Origin of the sequence: Cronobacter turicensis, from assembly GCF_041222865.1 — a bacterium.
Classification (GTDB): domain Bacteria; phylum Pseudomonadota; class Gammaproteobacteria; order Enterobacterales; family Enterobacteriaceae; genus Cronobacter; species Cronobacter turicensis.
On the sequence record NZ_CP165997.1, the window covers coordinates 3800106 to 3815910 of the forward strand.

General features: G+C 47.6%; 12 protein-coding genes, 1 tRNA gene and 2 pseudogenes. 3 read left to right on the top strand and 12 right to left on the bottom strand.

What is annotated here, in order from left to right:
* Positions 1–20 precede the first annotated feature (20 nt).
* The 6 genes from AB8W27_RS18130 to AB8W27_RS18155 all read right to left on the bottom strand — a co-directional run bounded on the left by AB8W27_RS18130 (position 21) and on the right by AB8W27_RS18155 (position 10209).
* On the bottom strand, positions 21–1175 hold the full coding sequence (locus tag AB8W27_RS18130; protein WP_071820338.1) for a DNA phosphorothioation-associated DGQHR protein 1: 1155 nt from the start codon (positions 1173–1175) through the stop codon (positions 21–23).
* Position 1176: 1 nt separating this feature from the next.
* Complete coding sequence (locus AB8W27_RS18135) at positions 1177–1695, bottom strand: hypothetical protein (RefSeq protein WP_158683942.1); 519 nt, start codon at positions 1693–1695, stop codon at positions 1177–1179.
* Positions 1696–1726: 31 nt separating this feature from the next.
* Positions 1727–6808: a DNA phosphorothioation-dependent restriction protein DptH gene (dptH, locus tag AB8W27_RS18140; RefSeq protein WP_041923140.1), complete on the bottom strand. Its 5082-nt coding sequence runs from the start codon at positions 6806–6808 to the stop codon at positions 1727–1729.
* Complete coding sequence (gene dptG, locus AB8W27_RS18145; protein WP_012815121.1) at positions 6789–8129, bottom strand: DNA phosphorothioation-dependent restriction protein DptG; 1341 nt, start codon at positions 8127–8129, stop codon at positions 6789–6791. Before dptG ends, dptH begins: the two co-directional genes overlap by 20 nt.
* Positions 8130–8133: 4 nt before the next feature.
* On the bottom strand, positions 8134–9783 hold the full coding sequence (gene dptF / locus AB8W27_RS18150) for a DNA phosphorothioation-dependent restriction protein DptF (protein ID WP_012815120.1): 1650 nt from the start codon (positions 9781–9783) through the stop codon (positions 8134–8136).
* A 341-nt stretch (positions 9784–10124) separates the two neighbouring features.
* Positions 10125–10209 (bottom strand) — tRNA-Leu (locus AB8W27_RS18155).
* 120 nt (positions 10210–10329) lie between these two features.
* Between AB8W27_RS18155 and AB8W27_RS18160 the strand changes: the two are divergent.
* From AB8W27_RS18160 to AB8W27_RS18170, 3 genes and pseudogenes are all read left to right on the top strand, one after another.
* A pseudogene (locus AB8W27_RS18160) lies at positions 10330–10950 on the top strand (HNH endonuclease); the annotation flags it as partial.
* Positions 10950–11528: a bifunctional 2-polyprenyl-6-hydroxyphenol methylase/3-demethylubiquinol 3-O-methyltransferase UbiG gene (locus AB8W27_RS18165; protein ID WP_012815118.1), complete on the top strand. Its 579-nt coding sequence runs from the start codon at positions 10950–10952 to the stop codon at positions 11526–11528. The pseudogene AB8W27_RS18160 and the gene AB8W27_RS18165, both read left to right, overlap by 1 nt.
* Positions 11529–11878: 350 nt before the next feature.
* Entirely contained in the window at positions 11879–12481 is a 603-nt protein-coding gene (locus AB8W27_RS18170; protein WP_041923139.1) for a response regulator transcription factor, read from the top strand.
* Positions 12482–12569: 88 nt separating this feature from the next.
* Here the strand turns inward: AB8W27_RS18170 and AB8W27_RS18175 are convergent.
* From AB8W27_RS18175 to AB8W27_RS18200, 6 genes and pseudogenes are all read right to left on the bottom strand, one after another.
* Positions 12570–13087: pseudogene (locus tag AB8W27_RS18175) on the bottom strand (RNase A-like domain-containing protein).
* Between the two features lie 156 nt (positions 13088–13243).
* Positions 13244–13627, bottom strand: a complete 384-nt coding sequence (locus AB8W27_RS18180; RefSeq protein ID WP_012815115.1) for a hypothetical protein — start codon at positions 13625–13627, stop codon at positions 13244–13246.
* A complete protein-coding gene (locus tag AB8W27_RS18185; RefSeq protein WP_012815114.1) occupies positions 13627–14046 on the bottom strand; it encodes a hypothetical protein in 420 nt (139 codons plus the stop codon). Before AB8W27_RS18185 ends, AB8W27_RS18180 begins: the two co-directional genes overlap by 1 nt.
* A gap of 53 nt (positions 14047–14099) precedes the next feature.
* A complete protein-coding gene (locus tag AB8W27_RS18190) occupies positions 14100–14582 on the bottom strand; it encodes a ribonuclease (RefSeq protein WP_041923138.1) in 483 nt (160 codons plus the stop codon).
* Positions 14583–14605: 23 nt separating this feature from the next.
* Complete coding sequence (locus AB8W27_RS18195) at positions 14606–15058, bottom strand: lysozyme (RefSeq protein ID WP_041923137.1); 453 nt, start codon at positions 15056–15058, stop codon at positions 14606–14608.
* Positions 15051–15761 carry a DUF2589 domain-containing protein gene (locus AB8W27_RS18200; RefSeq protein WP_041923136.1) on the bottom strand — a complete coding sequence of 237 codons (711 nt, stop codon included), beginning with the start codon at positions 15759–15761 and terminating at the stop codon, positions 15051–15053. Before AB8W27_RS18200 ends, AB8W27_RS18195 begins: the two co-directional genes overlap by 8 nt.
* Positions 15762–15805: the final 44 nt, after the last annotated feature.

Consider the following 15805-nt stretch of genomic DNA (forward strand, 5'->3'; position numbering starts at 1 on the left):
AGGTGGATTGGATTAATGGTTTATAATTTTACATTTTCATTTAAATAGCTATATACCTTTCCCTGACCTACAGTTGTAGATGTATACTTATTATTATCAGTAAATTCACTCGGGTCTATTTCTTTTATTGCAAAGCATAGCTTTTCAATATTCTCCATATCTATCTTCGACATACTTATCAATCTTGCACGAAGAAACTTAAACAATGCCGAAATTCCAATTGTACGGACAAGAACGGTACCTTCATTAATACACTTTTCTGTCCAGAAATGTTCTTTGACCGTACTAAAAAAAATAATGAGTATTTGCTCAATTGCTTTGTCATTATTTTTTATATAAAAACCTCTCAATGGACTATTATCTTTAGAGCTTGTATCCAAGAGTCTCTTACGTCCTTTTTCCTTTTCGCTTGAATATATGGCATTAATTGTATATCTGTCAGCCCTCGGGTTTTTAGATATCAGTGATAAAACTCCATCAATAAACACTGATGATGAGATGGACCAATCATCAGCAGTGACTTCATGTAACACCCTATTTTTCAATCTTTGATAGAAGGGGTATTCACTGTTTTTATTGAATTTTTCACTAAAATAAACCGCAAGCAAATCAGGAGGCCAATACTCTCTCGATATATCATCTAATGAATAGCCAAATAGTCTATAGGCTAAGCTTTTTGGTACTTTTTGTTGGTTGAAATTTATAGTTGAAAATATAGTTGCCTGATTGGATGGCGGTAATGAGTCATAAATTGAGCAAGGCAGTTTTATTCGTTTATTTTCAGCATAACGAAAACCCAGTAACCTATGTTGACCATCAATTACAGAACATAATCTAAGATTAATATTAGGAATTATTATGCTATATAAATCACCTTCAATTTGCTCAAATTTCCATTTTTCATCTTCTGCTGCAGGAATATCATTATCATTATGATTTACTGATAAAATAATAGAATTTGGGAACGCAGCTTCATCAGAGTCAATGAATTTTGCTATATCTAATGCCCTCGGCATCGATTCTTTTCTTTGTACTCCAGAGATTTCCCCATCATCAACTTCAGCTTGATTTACATAAATACATTTTAAAAGATCCTCCGCAGACATTACTGTCTGAAAAAAATCACCATATGGTTGAGTTACTTTAATAGCATTTATTTTTATAGGTCCAGACATATCAAAGTCCCTCACCAGGTTCATCGTCAACTGTTACATTTGTTAACTCACTAGATACTATCGAATCTGGAGTTACAGGGAATGTGAAATCGGGTTTAACGACTGTAATGGAAAGCCACAACAATAAAGTTATAGCAAATGATAAAATCAACATGAAATTTATATTGTTCTTAAGCCCATAAAATGAAAAAACGAATGATATAAACCATAAAAAAATAGAGAATGACATCATAACTTGCTTACGATGCCTTTCTGATAATGTCATGACATTATCTTTCTCATCATCTTTAGACAATCGCTCAGCGGCTAACACTCCTAGAGTAGTGATAATAAATGAAAAAATTGAAAATCCTAACTGTGAGTTATCTTTTAAAAAAAAAGGACCAATCCATATACCACATGTTGATACAGCCAAAGTTACAAAGGATATAAATATAAACTTTGGCTGAATAATCCTTGGATATAACTCACGAATATCTTTTACCAAATTACTCCAATGAACAAGATTATTCTTAGACATATTCACCAACCCAGTTATAAAATTACAAACACTATAATGTCAATTCCCAAAATGCTCTATCGCGCATTTTTTTAACTTTTTTATCCCCGTCGACATAAAGGCTAAAATGCTTCTCAAGTTGCCGAATCTGCCCCATCAAAGACTCCTGCTCACCTTTATCATCAACGTTAAATACCGCCTTGATATCCGCGTTCCTAATCTCAGAAACGCGATGGATTACCCACGTTAAAATATAGGAGGCATAATTATTTTCCCCCGTCTTAAAGTGAGTAATCTCCTGCGTTGAGAGGATCGCACCGACGCCATACTCACGGCCTTCTTTAAGGATCTTACGCAAGCTGGAAAAGTCCTGACGCATAAAGTTATCGGCTTCGTCCACCAGAATCATTTTAGTGAGCTGACGATAATCCCCCCGCACCACCGGTTTACCGCGCTTTTGCATCTGAGCGTAAAACAGATCCAGCGTGAGCGCGACTACCAGGTTTTGCACTTCTGGCGGGTAACCAGCCAGTTCGATTACGGTGACGCCGTCAATCAATTCGTACAAGCTGGTCATTTTCTCCGGGATGGTTTCGAATATCTTGTAACGCGCCAGTTTAGAAAGTGCTGCGTAAAGCGAATCTTCTTCAACCTTCTCCTGATCAAGGAAGCGCTGCCATACATCTTCAATCGTCGGCGCAGTTCTTGACCATGTTGCCGGATCTTCCGGCGAAATACCTGCCGCTTCGTAGCATTCTAAAATCAGATTTTCTAATTTGAGCTGCTGTTTATGGCCCAGCCCATAGGCTTTCGCCATCGTTTCCGATAGTCCACCAGCAGTATGGATTGGTAGCATTGGCGTGTCGCCAAACAGAGATAAGGGGTTGTAAGGCAGCTTAAATAACTTGTACTTTTTAGCACCCGTTGCATCAAGAAAAGCCTCATCCACATAGTCTGATTTGTAGTCGAAGATCAGCAAACCGATAGGTTTACCATCAACGTTACAGGACTGATTACGCATCAACTGTGTGACCAGCGATTTAGTAAACTGGGTTTTACCGGTGCCCATCGTTCCAATAATGCCGGTATTGGTATTCATGAACTTGGCGGTGTTGGTTGGCTCCCAATGTAGCGGGCTCTGACGCACAGCATCATGACCAAACAGGATCTGTAATGGAGTATCGCTAATATCAGAAGTCGCCACCGGTACAGTAGGCTGTAACGACTCCGGTTCCGAAATGGACCGTGCAGTAGCGGGCATTGTGACTTCTACCACGACTTCGGATTGTGACGGAGTGGCATCACTCTCTGGCTTAAGCCGATATTTTTCCGGCACCCGGTAACGTTCCGCCAGCGGTGGTTCATTCCCCTGCGCAGAAATTAGCGAAGGCAACAGTGAATAAGGGATCTCAATCTGTAAGATATTCTCCGCTGTCTCTTTAAAAGAGAGATCGAAGCAGGTTGCACTGTCCACATGTGCCACGACGAAGCCGTCCACATAGTCGGCCAACTCACCTAACTGATAGTCGCCCGTTAACCACCATTCACGTCGTTCCAGTAAGGGAGCCAGTTTGTCGCTGTCCAGCACACCGTACAGACGCAGTTTCTCCACCTGCATCAGCACCTGACGAATAAAGAGCGCCCGGTACAATTGTGATGCCAGCGTTTGTGGTTCCAGAATGTCCTGCTGTAAGTAGCGTTTCAACTCACGAGCCTGTTGGCCTGCATAGCTGTAGTCCGGTCGCGCCCCGGTTTTAACTTCCAGCGGCAACAGATAGAGGCGGTCTTCTTTGAATCCCACAAAGAGCACATCATCAGAGATCGCACCTTTACGATAACCCTGTAAATTTCTCGATAAATCAGTCTCTTTCATTTTCAGCCCGACATTGCCGGACACGCGAATCATTTCGGCCACCGATAGCGGAATCCAGCAAATATCGGACTGGTGCAGCATGGATTGCACAAATTTGTACGCGCCTATAATGCCGTGTTTCTCTTTACGCTCCCTTTCACTAGAGCGCAGCATTTTCAGCAGCCATTCGCCATTAAAGGCGTTAAATTCAGCCAGCAGATGCTGACTATCAACAGCAGGTTGCCCTGACTGGCTTCCGGTCTGGAGCAACCGCAGGAACAAATCAACCTGCTTCGTGACGGTGACGGCATCGTAGCCTGCGCAACTGGTGTACTGGTCAGAATAGTGGATAAGCACCACATCTTTCTGACTGGTGAAAAAGTCGAGGGTGACTTTTGGATCAATAATGGTGGTCCAGAGCGCGCTATTGTAGGAGTAATTGAGCAGCTGTTTAAAATTGCCGCTCACAGCCAGGCCGATCCCTTGTCCATGATACTGGCTGTTGCTTTGACGTGCGGGTTGCCACAGACAGCCGATTAGTCGGGCAAGACGCAGGGTGCTGTAGGGCTCAGTATCCACATCACGCAGTCCAAACGCGGTAAAGTAAGCATCCCCCTGCGTTTCGGCACCTTCCCCAGCGATCAACCCATGACACAATACCCCGCTGGACGCATCTTCAATGCGGATCTGGCGGCAATCCACAGGTGCTGTATTGGTGAAAAATGCCAGATGTGCATAGGCCAGCTTGTCTCTTTCTGACGGCAGAACAAATTTGCTGAACGTTAACCGGCTACGCAGCAGGTCAATCAACATATCGGCTTCCGCCCGCCATACGCCGCTGTTCAGATCGAGATCGTTTTTAAGCTGCTCATAGCTACCACTTTCGGCAAAGTGATCGAACATATTGGGTAGCAAACGTTCATCGTAGCAGTTCACATGAACCGAAATAGCGCGCTCTTTTTCTTGCTTAAAATATTCTACTAATCCCAGAAATAGTTCTTTGGCATTCCCTTGATTAATGGCATTGATAATCAACGCACTGTTTTCAGCGCTCTGGAACAACCGGGCATACGCGTCTGTGAACTCATTGAGTTTGTCTTTTACCAGACGTTTAACGTAGTCATGGCTGACCTGCCGCTGAGGAACCACATCAATCCAGAAGCGGTTTTCCTCCACCGGCTGTAGTTGCGCATATTCATGCTCACTGTGGTAAACAAACGGCATTAACCCGGAAACCATCAAGCGATCAAGAGTGATCGGCGGTAGTGTGGCAAATGAAGCCGAATCGTGCTGTTCTGACTCCGCAACGATAGTTTCTGCCAGTTGTAGATGGTAGGCCAGCACTAATGGGTGCAGTGGAGAGAGACGCTCATGTCTATCATTGCGGCAAATCCCCAGATGCAGAAGACGTTTCTCGTGCGCTGTCAGCGCTCTGCTCAGGCCGATTTGCTGGAGTGACTGTTCAAACGTAGTAACAATGTAGCTGACCAGTGTGCGATATTCCGCTGACCACGACACCAGACTCGGTAGGGTGTTACGACGATGATAGTAGGCAAATAACTGCTCATAGGCGTTATGGAGATCGGGGTAACTTGCAAGAAGTTCACCCAGCGCAAACTCACTATCGTCACTTCCCTTACCCAGCAGACGTTGTTCAATTAATGAGGCTTCCAGTATCAACAACTGCTGGCGTACACCGACGACGTTGTGTTCAGTATTATCGAGTATGATGCGCCCTTTTAGTCGGTTCCAGGTTGCATTGCCCTCTTCTTTGAACAATTTATTGAAACGACTTTGGTCAAAAAGCAACGGCAACGTTAGCCCTTCTTCTGCTCCCGGCCCCTCGATGTTAAACGACAGACGGGAATCACCGGACACGAGCGCAAACTGAACCAGGTCACTTTGATTTGCCAGCGTCTCAAAATTCACAAGAGCATAATGCTGGCAGTCGATATCTTCACTCTCGTCATCCAACGTACAGATCAAGTTGCCAGACTCGGCAATACGCAGCGTGTTATCTTCCAGTTGCAGGGTTATTTGATCTTTACCTGGCTCAACGCGGTAGCAGTGCTGAATATCGTTTAACCAGAATTGTCCCTGCTCGACCAACAACAGGCGAAATTTATACTCTTCGGCTGAATTATTGCGGTTGGTCAGTTCGAGACTAAAGAAGCAGGGATGCCCATCAAAAGGCACCGACGCCATAATGCGGGAAGTCTTGCCGCCCGCCCGGCTGGTGCGCCAGAAAGATGCATTCTTTAACTGGCGATTATGGGCAATCTTTATCTGGTTATCCTGAAGATCATTACCCTGGAAACTGAACTCCAGTTCAGCCTTTGATTGCCCAGGCTGCACCTGCACCAGCAGGCTGATGTCTCGTTTGCCTGCCTTACTGGCGCTTTTCGCCCGTTGCCAAACCTCACCGTTTTCGACAGAGACGTTCTCCAGCACCAGTTTTTGTTCACTATTCTGTTCTTTCTCTTTCCTGTAGTCGGAGAAATCGAGCTCACGCCAGTCATCTTTATCGTAAAAATGCTCCTGAATGAATTTTGAACTAAACTCAGGTAGCACATTCTCCAGCTGTCCACTGTAGCGTTCAATACTATCTTCTATCTGGCGATATAATTTCCGGTTTTCATTCAGTCGGGTGCGTAGCTGCTTCTGGCTATAGTTCAGTAGTTCATCATCTTTAAACAGATGAAGCTCAGAGAAATCCAGATTGCCATCATCCAGCAAGCGATACAGCGACGAGAAACCAAATACAGTCGCCCCTTCATCCAGTACCGTCGCCAGTTGATCCTCCAGCAAACAACGGGACAATTCCGAACGGTTACTACCAGTAGTAATAAGCTTTTCCAACTGATGACTGAAAGTTTGCGGGTACCAGATAGCATCTGGTGCCGCTACGTCTTTCGTGCTGTTAATCAGGGTATCGAGCATACTGTTGTGAATAATCAACAGCGCTGTTTGGGCAAAAACGCCGCTGCGCCCTGCAACTTCATCGCGCAAATGAGAAATGTAGTTTTCTGTGAATGCTGGAGCCTCGGCTCCGTGCAGTACAGGAATAAGCTGAACACCCTTGCAGGGGAGGCAATCAATATATTGCCCTGGCGCAATTTCCAACTGATGGCCGTCCGCCAGAGAGAGGAATGCTTCCCATAGTTTTAGGGCATTATCGGGATCGGGAGATTTGAACTGGTAGCGCTCGCCGGGCTGAATGATGCCACCTACCCATTCAATAAAGGTTTCTGCCAGATAGGTTTCATACTGTTTTACGGACATACACGGCGTCTCCACTATCACTCATTCGCTCTACATTTCCCATGCGTTCATAAAACGCCACCAACGTTTGCGCCGACTGGTTATCCAGATAAAAACCGCGCTGTTCAAAACCACGCAGCAGCTCGTGCAGGCGGAGTTTGTCATTTTTGCCTACGGTGAGATTGGTCAGTAACAGAAGACGATCCTGATTCAGCACCAGCACTTTCCCTGCCCGACCACGGACCTGAATGAAGTCAGTGCAAATCTGGCTCTCAAGCTCATTAATGTAGTCTCGGTTCACTCTTGCTCTATCAGACTTTTTATTCTGAAACTGTCCAACAGCAACTGATTTTAGCTGCTTAAAGGCCTCATCCAAGTTTGCAGCTCGTTCGCAAACCTGAAGTTCGCGCTCGACAATAAACTCCTGCAAGTAATTGTTAAGCGAATTTAGTACCTTTGATGAATCTGAGTAATTGAGACAATCTTGATAAACCTGCCATAGCGGGCGTTTGGGTTGCCCTTTGTGCTTTTTATCATTCCACTGTAAAACTTCCAGCGCAGACAGCATCGGGAAAAGATTTTTACTATGCCGAGCAAAAAGCTTATAACCATAGGTTTGCACACCTTCCCGTTCTGCACTGGCTTTTTCCGAGTCAAGGATGAAAAAAAGTGATTTGCTTTGCGGCTCCCCCTTTTGCCAATTGTCCAGATTGAGCGCAAGTTGAGCGCACCAGCTAAAAGCATACAATCGCAAAGTATTGGCTAGTTCCTGTAGAAGATATTGTGGATATTCCGCTAGAAATGCCAAATCGGACTGAAAACATTTCGCAATAAAGGGAAGATAAGATTGTTCTTTGGTAAATGGACTTTCACCAGAAAACTCATATACCTTTTCATCAAGCTTATTCAAAAGTTGCTTTTCGATAAAATTCAGCTTATCCGGCATTGGATAGTTGAGATTAAAATCCCCCATTAAATTAGCGAAGAGAGCACCAAGACGCTTATCGGCTGCTGAACCAGAGTTTATTCTTTCATTGTTAAACTGGGATTGAAAAAATAAAAAAATAGGAGAAACACGAAAAATATCGTGGTTCGAAAAATACATTCGTTCCAAGACGGCCCAGAAGTCTGGTTCGTCGATTATTTTTTCAAAATGGGCTTTGCAATCATCTCTGAATTGTTCAATCCCGTAAGACTCTTCAATTTTATGTTTCAAAGAATAACTTAATACCAAACCGGTCACTATTTGCCAGTTAATATTATTATTTTTATTTCGTATAGGAAGATAACTGGGTTGTGGATTATTTTTCCTTACTTCCAAGATCTCTGAAATAGGATACATTCTGTTACCCCTCCATTCCGCTAATAGAGATCATATCGTCATCCAATCTTGCACTATATACTCGCCGCATACCATCATAAAATCTTATCTCAGTACTGAGCTTGATCTTATCAGAAACTAACTCAATAATTCCGTCTAATAGAACAATAGCATTTTTATCGTATTTATTCGGACGATAACCATTATTTAACTTTTTCAATAATTCGAATAGATTAAGCCCGATACGGATGGGAGGTAATGGATCTTCACCCACTTTTAAATGAACATCGAAGCCAGTAGGATGAGCAGTATGTTTACTACGGATAGCGTCCCAGTCAGGCTTCAGCGCTACCGGCGCAGTTATTTTTACCCCGCCAAACTCCCCCAAAAAAAATTCTTCTTTATGCTTACTCAACTCTGGCGCTTTACGGTTTGCATAGCGCTGGATACCCGCTATGAGTTCGAAAGAATAAAACCGGTTAAGCAGTCTTTTTTGTTCCAGATCTGCTGTGTAGTTTTTATGCAGATGCCAAATCTCTGAATAATGCTCGAATAATGACTCTTTAAAAAATGCCAAAAATTTATGGTGATAATTATTCCCTAACGACTCATGCTGTAAAAGCCAGAAGAGTCGGATTAATGAGGCTGCATCTCCCGGCTTAACACTTTGGCGCTCAAACGTAAGATGTAATTGCTTAAGTGTTCCCAAAAAAGCATCCAGTTCAGGATCAACTAAGCCAAGCTCATAGCGCAGAATAAATTGATCAATTTCGTATGTATGTAGTCTGGCAGGGTCAAAATCAGAGATCTTTTTTATTAAATCATTTTCAACGCTATTGAAAAGATTATCAAAAAGGTACCCTGGTCCGGTAAGTAAGTGATGTACAAAATCCAGCAATGCTCTTGTAGTGACAAATTGATCTTTTATTAACCTGGCTTTAAACAGCTGAGTAATCAAAACATGCTGAACGCCGGGCATACACAGCATTTTAAAGTTAGCAATGATTTTTAAATCATTACCAAGCGATTCATCGCGTTGGTAAATTGTATAAAACAAGTTTTGGTCATCGTTACTTGTTAAGTGATTTAACAATTGTTTGATAAAAGGGGAGTATTCGTGCTCTGCGTCAAACTTGAACTTTTGGTAATGTTCAAAATCAAAAAACGTACAATCGCTAAGACAAATAGGCCCATTGCACTCCTGTTGTTTCGCCAGAAATTTGTCAATTACTAAACGCAGCGCCTGATGGCACTCAGCGCCTTCTCTGGCAAAGTTAGCAAGCATCCCGGTATTAATCCCCACGAGCAAAGGAGATGATTGCTGATGATGCTTGCTAAACAAACAATTAAGGGCGTCGATAGCCGTTTGCTGAGGAGCAAAGCTATGCGTTGCATCCAGATGAAAAGTGAACCGTTGCTGATAACGTGGGTCTGACTTACAACGCGTAAGTATTTCCGACTTACCATCGCCACTACTACCACATAGAAAAATGATCTCACCGGGCTTAGCGCTATCCAGATGACGCTGTAGTTCTACTTCAATTTCTTGTTTAACAAACAGTTGTTCTTTGAGATCATCAAACACGTCCTTTTGTCGATGAGTCTCTGTTGTAACGGAATACGAAGATGACTTAGCAAGGACACCCAACGCTTTACGTAATGTGATTGCGCTCATAACTTCATGTTCTCTAATTAAAGAATATCCTTATTCTATAGAAGGTAACAATTGAGCACCATATGCCTTTTTTTACAGGTACCAATAACTTATTGTAAAATAAAAGAAAATTGTTATGCAGAAGGAAGCGGTGTTGTAAATACAGTCAACTTTTACCAAAAATCCGATCTAACAAAGATGGCTGTCGGTATGCCATTATGATCAAATAAATCTATATTCGGTTCCATAGTCGTAAGAGACTAGAAAGATAGATTTATACTGAATGTTGTTCACTGAAGGTTTAATTTGCCCGAATTCCAGACACAAAAAAAGCCGCTCTTGGGCGACTTGATTGCATCGTATGGTGCCGAAGGCCGGACTCGAACCGGCACGTATTTCTACGGTTGATTTTGAATCAACTGCGTCTACCGATTTCGCCACTCCGGCACGGAAGGGATGCGGAAAACGTTGCGATTATACCTGTCAGGGCCCGCCATGCAAGCAGCGCCCTTGCACTGCCCTGTCGAATGCTGAAAATTTCAGCATAGTGCATCGCCCGCTCTCCCTTCCATCCGCCTCACCGATGACTTTTATCGCCTCACGGAAACCACGCAGTTCGCGAATCTTACGCATGAAACAGACGCCCGCTGGCGGTTGGTCGAAAAAGCCTGGCAGATGAACCTGCCGCCGCAGTTGCTGGATGTCCATTACGATCCCGAGCAGGAAACCCTCTTCACCCGCTTAAGCGCATCGCGCATCGCGCTGACGAGCTGTCGCAACAGCCTGAACGGCTACCAGAAGGGCCACTGTTTTTACTGCAACGCGCCCATCAGCCTTGAGAAACACCACCCGACGCTTGCTGATGTCGATCACTTTCTGCCGCTTGCCGCTCAACTGCCGGGCGTGAATCTCAACGGCGTCTGGAATCTGGTGCTTGCGTGTCGCAGCTGTAACCGCGGCGAAAACGGTAAATCCGCCCGCGTCCCGACGCTTGCGCTACTGGCACGGCTGCATGCCCGTAACGAATATTTTATTAACAGCCGCCTGCCGCTGCATGAGGCAATCATTAACCAGACGGGTAATAATGAGCGCCAGCGTAAAACCTTCCTGCAGGACGCCTGGAACGCCGCCTTTGCGAACCGCCTGCAACAGTGGGCGCCCGAGCAGCAACAGGAGTTGATTTTCTGATGACGCAAAATTATTACCAGGCCCACGCGCATGAGTTTTTCGAGGGCACCGTCGCGGTCGATATGTCCTCGTTATATGACGCATTCACCCCGCACCTGCCTGCAGGTGGGCGCGTTCTGGACGCGGGTTGCGGCTCCGGGCGCGATGCGCTCGCGTTCCGTCAGATGGGTTATGAGGTCGAGGCGTTCGACGCCTGCGGCGAACTGGTCGCGCTGGCGCGGGCGCACAGCGGCCTGCCGGTAAAGGAGATGACCTTTAGCGATCTTGATGCAGTGGAACGCTACGACGGTATCTGGTGCTGCGCGTCGCTGCTGCATCTCTCCCATGATGAACTGCCCGCTGCCATGCAAAAGCTGTCGGCCGCGCTGAAGCCCGGCGGCATCTGGTATCTCTCATTTAAATATGGCGAGGGCGAGCGCGAACAGCAGGGCCGGCGTTTTACCGATATGAACGAAGCGCGCCTGACGACGCTGCTGGCCGCCTTTCCTGAACTGTCGCCGCAGGCGTTATGGGTAACGCAGGACAAACGCCCGGAGCGCCGCGAGCAGTGGCTGAATGGGTTGCTTGTAAAGCGCTAAAACGCATTTCATATTCAGGTTGTGACGCTATTCACATGCCGGGATCAATGTCCCGACGAGCTGAATAATGCCGCAGTCTTTAAGCAAGCGCATCCGGTTTGGTTAATAACAGATAAATCGTTAAATACCCTTTTTATCTTTCTATAAAAATCAGCCACAAATAAACAGACAAAAAACCGTGCCGCTCTATATATGATATTTCTTTAATTATTTTTACCCTTTTTAATTATGCCATTGATGCCATCGGCAAAAAGACCTAGGGCAAATAGCCTCTTTTATTTTTTTCGTCTCATTGAATACTCTTTCTGCTAATAGACTCCCCAACGAGCGCTACTGCATGGAGATTCACAATGAATGTGTTAATGGTTGATAAGCAATCAATATTTATTGAAGGAATGGCATCGGTGTTGAAGCAGTTTATTCCAGAAATAACCATCTGCGGATTAAATAATCCGGATGAGATTAATACTACACTCGGTTATTTTCCGGCCTCGTTGATTTTACTGGACGGTGATGCAGGCAAAAGCGTAAACATTGATTTGCTGGATGATTTAGCGCAGCGTCACCCGGCCCTTCCGGTCGTGCTGCTGGTAAATCAGTGCCAGCCTGCGCTGCTGCGGCTGTTTCTGCGTCATCATGTGGCGGCGTTTGTACGGCGCGATTCGCCGCCGGAAGCGATCGTCCAGACGCTGCGCGCCGCCGCAATGGGGATGTTGTGCTTCCCGCAGGAGAGTATTTCGCTGCTGGACAGCGGGCCCGGCACGCTGGCGCGGCTGAGCGAGCGCCAGCGTGAAATCCTTAAGCTGCTGGCGGCGGGGGAATCGAACAAGCAGATCAGCCGCCATCTTAACATCAGCGCTGGCACGGTGAAGGCCCATCTGGAGTCGATATTCCGGCGTCTTAACGTCACTAATCGCACCCAGGCGGCCATGTTGTATTCCGGGGATGAATAACGCTCTGTTGATTTGTTGACTGTCTACACACGATGAGTTTTTACCAATGATTAAGGGGCATTATGCGCTGCACAATGCCCCTGTTTATTTACTGCGGATAGCTGGTTAATACATGCCACTGCCCGTTCACATTTTGCATGACGGTAATCGCGGTACGGTTATTGGCAATATTAAACGCGCCGTTGTTATTAACGCCCAGGCCAACGTTGGCCGCGCCATTGCCATTCATCTGAGTATTAATCACAAAGCGGTTCTGATTCAGTGTCTGTCGTGCGCAGAACGCCTGAATGTCGCCCCCCACCTGCGTCCACATCGCCTGCGCCGAAAGCCAGGCCGACGCGGTCGCCGTCTGCTGGCATCCAGGCTGGCCGCCATTAACGCGCTGCGTAAGCCATGCCTGATTCTGCCCGATGTGGCACTGCACCAGATGCCCGCCCGCATTATCCTGCGCGGCTGCCCAGGCAGCCTCTCCCCCGGCTGCGGGAAATTACATGCGGGACCACTCAGGGCCCAGCTACTAAAAGAAAACGCCATTAACGTGGCGGCAAAAGCGCCGGACATGACGCGGGTTTTGGTCATACCTGAAACCAGATTAATAGTGAACATATCTCTCTCCTGCACGTAAATAAAAGGGAATGCGAACTCGCAGGATTAAAATAAATTCAGGTGGGCATCAGGAATATTCGCCGGGTGGCAGGAAATCAGCGGCGTTTAGCCTGGGCCATTTCCCGGAATAACCTGTTTAGCTATTCCGGGATACGGTTATGGCGTGGTCTTTTTACGGGGCGAACGGGGCGGGGATTTTTTGCGGGCAGGTGTGATAGCTTTTTTACGCCCTGGCGGAGGCGTCGTTGTTTTACGGCTTATCATGACGCTCCAGAAATAATAAATCGCCACCAGTCCAACGCCCATGTCTTTTAATATCCAGAAGGGCAAGGTCTGCGCCATAATATTTTTATCCAGCAGTAAATACGGCAAATTAAGCCCACTCTGGGCCGCGAAACCAAATGCGGCGACTAATAACCCGAGCCGATACCACAGCGGAATTAACAACATTCTTGTGTTTAGCGCGCTGATAAAAATCACAATCGCCACGGTGATATCAATTAGCGTCACGGCCCAGAACAGTAATTTTATCGATGGCATTATGTTTCTCCTGATTTCGGGCGTCGGGGCGAGCGTTTACGCGCGGGCGCGCGTTTCGCCACGCCGCGGGCGACGCGCTTAAGCTCGCCCGCCACCTGCAAAATGTCGTGGCCTTCGCGACGGTTAAAAAAGTTAGCGACCCAGGCGATCATCCCGACGCTCAGCGCGCCGACGAAATACCCGATCCCCATGGCGATATCGCTGTCCCGGAAGTTCATCCCCAGCCAGTGCGAAATAAACCCACCCAGCGTAAACGTGGTGCTGACGCTAATGGCGCCGATAATCACCCCCGCCGCCAGTCGGCCATGCTGATGCAGTTTTTTAGGCTGCCAGAAGAACGACACGCTCAGCCCGCCAAACAATCCGGCGAGCGCGGCGAGACACTGGCTTAACAGCTCATGAATGTTTTGATCCGCCATAACGGCACCTCGGAAAAGCGGCCCCGGCGCGCAAGGCGCTGAGGCCGCGGCGGTTACTGGCAGGGAGGAAGTACAACCGCGCTGGCATCGTTATCCGTCGAGAGATAGCGCGTCATACTCTGCGCGCTGAAGATAAGATGCCGACCGCTGCTGATGCCCCGCACGCTGTCGATATCGGCGGTGTACCACACGCCCGACTCCGGCAGCGGCGCGCCGGTGTAGCGATCCCCGCCCAGCTGCTTTTTATTGAGCGCCCAGACGTTCCACAGTGAATCCTGCGGGTTGCCGCTCCAGCCAAGCTTTCGCGCCTCGTCGCGCGTCATATATTCACGGGGCAGCACGTCGTCTTTATTGAGCGTGCGTAATAACCCGGTGAGTTTAGTGACATCCTTAACGGGCTTTTTATTTTGCGCCACCAGTTCCTGATTCGCGTTATTCACCACCACATCGCATTCCGGCAGGCTGGCATAACCCGGTAACGCAAAAAGGCATACAGCAAGCCCCATGCCGAACGGCATGTATTTAAAACGTTTCATAAGTTATTCCTTAAATAAGCGCGTCAGAGGGCGGTCAGAAATAAAAGGCGCTCGGCTTCGCGGCGACGGGTTAATCCGGCGAGCACGTTACCGCCCGCTTTATTCCAGCGTAAAAGCTGATCCGCCGCCTCGCGATAACTGCCCTGATTCAGTAATCGCAACAGCGTGCTGCTTTGCAGATTGCCAAGGCCGACGTTAAAGGCGAAGCTCACCAGCGCGTCAAACTGGTTCTGGTTGAGATCCACTTTCACCATCTGGCGAATACCGCGCTCGGTCATGCCTAAATCGGCGCGCAGGAGATCTTCCGCCTCCTGAAGCGTTAAGGCGCGGGTAAAATTTTCATTCGGCAAAATAAGATGGCCGTAGCCGATGGTCCATTTGCCGACGGCGTCCTGGTATTTATCCAGACGCAGCCCTTCAAAGGATTTAATTAATTCCACGCCGGGTATGCCGGTATTGGTGGGGATATTAGCCATTGTCGTTACTCCTGTCTGTCGGTTTAGGGAGAACCTGATTGGTGTATTCCTCAATCAGGCGCATCACGCTTTCAGGCGGCTCCAGAACGGTGAACTGCATTTCGATATCCACGTGGTCGCTGTCGCGCCCGTGGTTATCCCGGCTTTGCGGCGACATGCTGACGTGAAAACGCCCTACCGCCTCATCAGAAACGCCTGCCGGCGCGCTTTGCTGTTCCACCGCATCCGTGCGCACCGTCAGGAACACTTTCATTTTTTCGAGCATCAGCCCGCGCGGCGTCGAAAGCGCCACCAGCGGGAGTTTGAAGTGGTGGTTGTCGTCGAGCTCCATCTCAATGACTTTCGGCACCAGCCGTCCGTCGTCGCTGTGCTCGAAGAACGGATCCAGCGCCTGCATATACTGATGCGCGATGAGCTGGTTCGCGGAGGTCGCCGCGTGCTGCATCCCGCGGGTGATATCCGCAAGCGTGATGGGCATACCGCGCGGCGACGGCCCTGACGGCGGCGGCGTGCCTCCGCCTGGCGGAGGGCCAGGCGGAACCGGGTCCGGCGGAGTGATATCCGGCGCGGCGGCGCGGTTCAGCGCCGCATCGTCCGGCGAATCCACCGCGGCGGTGCCCTGAGTGGGCGCTGTGCCTGATGACGCCTGACCGCCTCCCGCCCCCGTTTCCCGGTTGCCGCGTATCCAGTCTTTCAGTGACATAGTGCGCTCCGTGAGAAATGAGGCTGCAACGCAGCCTCAGGGTT

Coding starts and splice junctions, on each gene's coding strand:
- AB8W27_RS18130 (WP_071820338.1), bottom strand. CDS start 1,175: ATGTCTGGACCTATAAAAATAAATGCTATTAAAGTAACTCAACCATAT.
- AB8W27_RS18135 (WP_158683942.1), bottom strand. CDS start 1,695: ATGTCTAAGAATAATCTTGTTCATTGGAGTAATTTGGTAAAAGATATT.
- dptH (WP_041923140.1), bottom strand. CDS start 6,808: ATGTCCGTAAAACAGTATGAAACCTATCTGGCAGAAACCTTTATTGAA.
- dptG (WP_012815121.1), bottom strand. CDS start 8,129: ATGTATCCTATTTCAGAGATCTTGGAAGTAAGGAAAAATAATCCACAA.
- dptF (WP_012815120.1), bottom strand. CDS start 9,783: ATGAGCGCAATCACATTACGTAAAGCGTTGGGTGTCCTTGCTAAGTCA.
- AB8W27_RS18165 (WP_012815118.1), top strand. CDS start 10,950: ATGACGCAAAATTATTACCAGGCCCACGCGCATGAGTTTTTCGAGGGC.
- AB8W27_RS18170 (WP_041923139.1), top strand. CDS start 11,879: ATGAATGTGTTAATGGTTGATAAGCAATCAATATTTATTGAAGGAATG.
- AB8W27_RS18180 (WP_012815115.1), bottom strand. CDS start 13,627: ATGCCATCGATAAAATTACTGTTCTGGGCCGTGACGCTAATTGATATC.
- AB8W27_RS18185 (WP_012815114.1), bottom strand. CDS start 14,046: ATGGCGGATCAAAACATTCATGAGCTGTTAAGCCAGTGTCTCGCCGCG.
- AB8W27_RS18190 (WP_041923138.1), bottom strand. CDS start 14,582: ATGAAACGTTTTAAATACATGCCGTTCGGCATGGGGCTTGCTGTATGC.
- AB8W27_RS18195 (WP_041923137.1), bottom strand. CDS start 15,058: ATGGCTAATATCCCCACCAATACCGGCATACCCGGCGTGGAATTAATT.
- AB8W27_RS18200 (WP_041923136.1), bottom strand. CDS start 15,761: ATGTCACTGAAAGACTGGATACGCGGCAACCGGGAAACGGGGGCGGGA.